The following is a 2,663-nucleotide window of genomic DNA, read 5'->3' as shown; positions in this document are numbered from 1 at the left end:
TCGAACTCTTCCGAGCGCACGACGAGCGGTGACAGATCGAAGCCGAACGCGAGCTCGATTTCGCCAGCATCGTCCTTTCGCGCATACCGCTTGCCATTCGGACTGTCACGCCGAACGATTAGTCCCGCGTCGACCAGCACAGCGAGGTGCCGCCGCAGCGTTGATGCCGGCATGCCGTGCGCTCGCCGAGCGAGTTGATGGTTCGACGGAAAAACAATCAGATCATCCTCCCCTGTCAGTGCGGTCTGGGGATGGAAGGTTAGGAGCGCGTTCAATACCGATAGCGCGCGCTCCGACACCCCAAGGCGCGGCCGTGCCGTGCAGATGGCGTGGAAGATCTTCCATTTGTGCACCATCTTTTCGGGAAGGCGTGCCGTTGCGACCATCTGGCTTGCCACATGGGCAAGCGTCAGCGATCGCCGCCCAAAAGGCGTCGTTGGAGGATGTGACTGCATGTTCCTTGCCTCAGCAGAGCGAAGAAAACCTGTCCGCCGATACGGTGCAAATCGACTAGAAACTCTTGACTGCGATTCGCAGAAGTGATTCTCTGTAGGTGTCAACTTACAGAAAGAAGCTTCCTGGACGCCGCTTCGCGGGCTGCTCCTGGTTGGTGTTTACGGATGAGGCCGTCAAGCCTCGGTGAGTTCCTGACCGCTGTTACAAAACGCATTTTGAACAGGGCCGGGAGTTGCTCCACACAAGCAATCTCGCGAATGTTTTCGAGGCATTTTTGTTGATGGTGAGCTTCAATTCGCGCTCGGCGTGACGCACGAGCGATCTTACCCATGCATTGCGGAAAGGACCGGCTCTCATCATCCGATTGCTTTGATGTCCCGGAGGGTGATGGACGGCTTGCTGCCGAGAATGCTGCGAGAAATCGAGCGTCGGTTTCGCACTCTGCAATTTCGCTTCAGGTATCACCTCTCTGACATTTTTGAGCGCCGCGCCATCTTGATCGATTCAGGGAATGACCACCAGGGTCCGCGGCGAACTTTCGGAGCCTTTCTCGATCGCCCGTCAGCAATCGAACGACCGTCCTTCGCGATCGGCCTTGCAGCACGAGAACAGAAGCTGTTTCGAAGCGCATGATGCTGCATCTCGGCGACCGACCAGCGCCGACCAGTCTCCACAATATCAAGGCGACATAGTCGCGGCCATCAGTAAGAATATCCATACCGAAAGTCAGCTACAGACCGGATTAACTCGCAAAGACGAGTACGATCGATCGAACCAGACAGGCGGAGCCATCGACGCCAGAGGCTACGGGTGGCAGGACCATATGTCCGTGAATCCACATGCTCCCGATCCTGTTGCTGACCATCGTCTTCGCTTACCCGGCAACCGCTAACCTCGTTCCCAGCCGTACCCTCGTCGATAGGTGTAAAGCTGTGCACCTTTGCTCCCGAGGCGCCAAACGCAGACTACAACGAGGTATCTTCGAGAACTAGGCAGGGCAACCTACCTGAATCCGTCGAGTACCCTGATCGTCCTCCGATATCTAAGCTGGTCCCCTGCCTTGCAGAAACTGGAGACGCCAGCATGCCCCCACAGGCGCATTGCCACGCACGCGACAGAACTGCATCAAGATGCCGGAGGAGGGGTTTATCCGGACAATCTGCTTTTCGCCACTAAGGCCCCGCTCTCGTCTTCGTCGGACGAACGGGGTGTCATGCGGCTGGTAAGCCGATAGCGGTCACCTAATTTCAGTGCGAGCTGTTGCGTCATCGCATGGAAAGCGGCTAGGATCTCTTGAGCGTTCGACCAGGAGAGGAACGCCTTGCTCAATCGCCGCAATGGTGACGGTCTCTGACTTTCATATCGTATCGCCGTCAATCGTCATCAGGCGGGCGATGGTTCTCGCGGACGGTGCGCCCTGCAGGCTCTGAGCACCGGCATTACGCGGCACGCCGACGGCGTCGCCCATTCGGCTCCGACTCGCCCGGAGCTTCTAAATCCCTTCTAATGACCGGGTCAGCGAAGCGGACATTCTGGCTGGCCACTTTCAATCGACGCGTGAGCGCACGATTGCCACCGGCGGTCCGGTTCTGGTGCTCCATGATACGACCGAGTTCAGCTATCAAAGAGACAACTCAGACGCGATCGGAATCACGAAGAGCATAAATGACCTGCCCCTGCCGATTTCCTCCAGTTGAAGTTAGAGTCCGGCCTTCTGAAGGACGGACAGATGAAGCGAGCCAGGTTTACGGAAGAGCAGATTATTGGCGTGCTGCGTGAGCATGAGGCAGGTGCGAAGGCTGCCGATTTGGCGCGGAAGCATGGCGTCTCTGAAGCCGCTGGTACAATTGGAAGACAAAGTTCGGCGGGATGGACGTCTCCGAGGCCAAGCGGTTGCGGCAACTCGAGGACGAGAACGCCAAGCTGAAGAAGCTGCTGGCCGAGCAGATGCTGGATGCTGCAGCGCTACGCGAGCTTTTGTCAAAAAATGGTAGGCCCGTCGCCAAGCGCGAAGCTATAGCGCGACAATCTGGATGGGAAGCCGTATTGCCGCATGTAGCGAGGTCGTCCGTTAAGAAGCCGAATTGAGCGGGAGCGGACAGGCAAGCGTATGCGATAGCTGGATCAGGCAGAGGCACAAGAGTTCTCTGAGCCAGGCGAGGATACGGCGGAAGTTGTGGCCGACTGCTGAGAGCACGACGTTGGCG

At 57.7% G+C, this 2,663-nt stretch carries 2 protein-coding genes and 1 pseudogene; 2 read left to right on the top strand and 1 reads right to left on the bottom strand.

Annotated features, from left to right (window positions below; all coding sequences use genetic code 11):
• The coding region (gene repC, locus AC0L3P_RS39505) for a plasmid replication protein RepC (RefSeq protein ID WP_473309397.1) at positions 1 to 455 on the bottom strand (455 nt) is incomplete at its 3' end.
• A gap of 512 nt (positions 456 to 967) precedes the next feature.
• Here repC and AC0L3P_RS39500 point away from each other — a divergent pair.
• On the top strand, positions 968 to 1,348 hold the full coding sequence (locus AC0L3P_RS39500; protein ID WP_473309396.1) for a hypothetical protein: 381 nt from the start codon (positions 968 to 970) through the stop codon (positions 1,346 to 1,348).
• A gap of 837 nt (positions 1,349 to 2,185) precedes the next feature.
• Positions 2,186 to 2,478: pseudogene (locus AC0L3P_RS39495) on the top strand (transposase); the annotation flags it as partial.
• Between the last annotated feature and the right edge of the window lie 185 nt (positions 2,479 to 2,663).

This window comes from Bradyrhizobium sp. WSM4874, assembly GCF_055811835.1.
The sequence above is the reverse complement of the archived record's forward strand: the minus strand, read 5'-3'. Positions and strand labels throughout refer to the sequence as shown.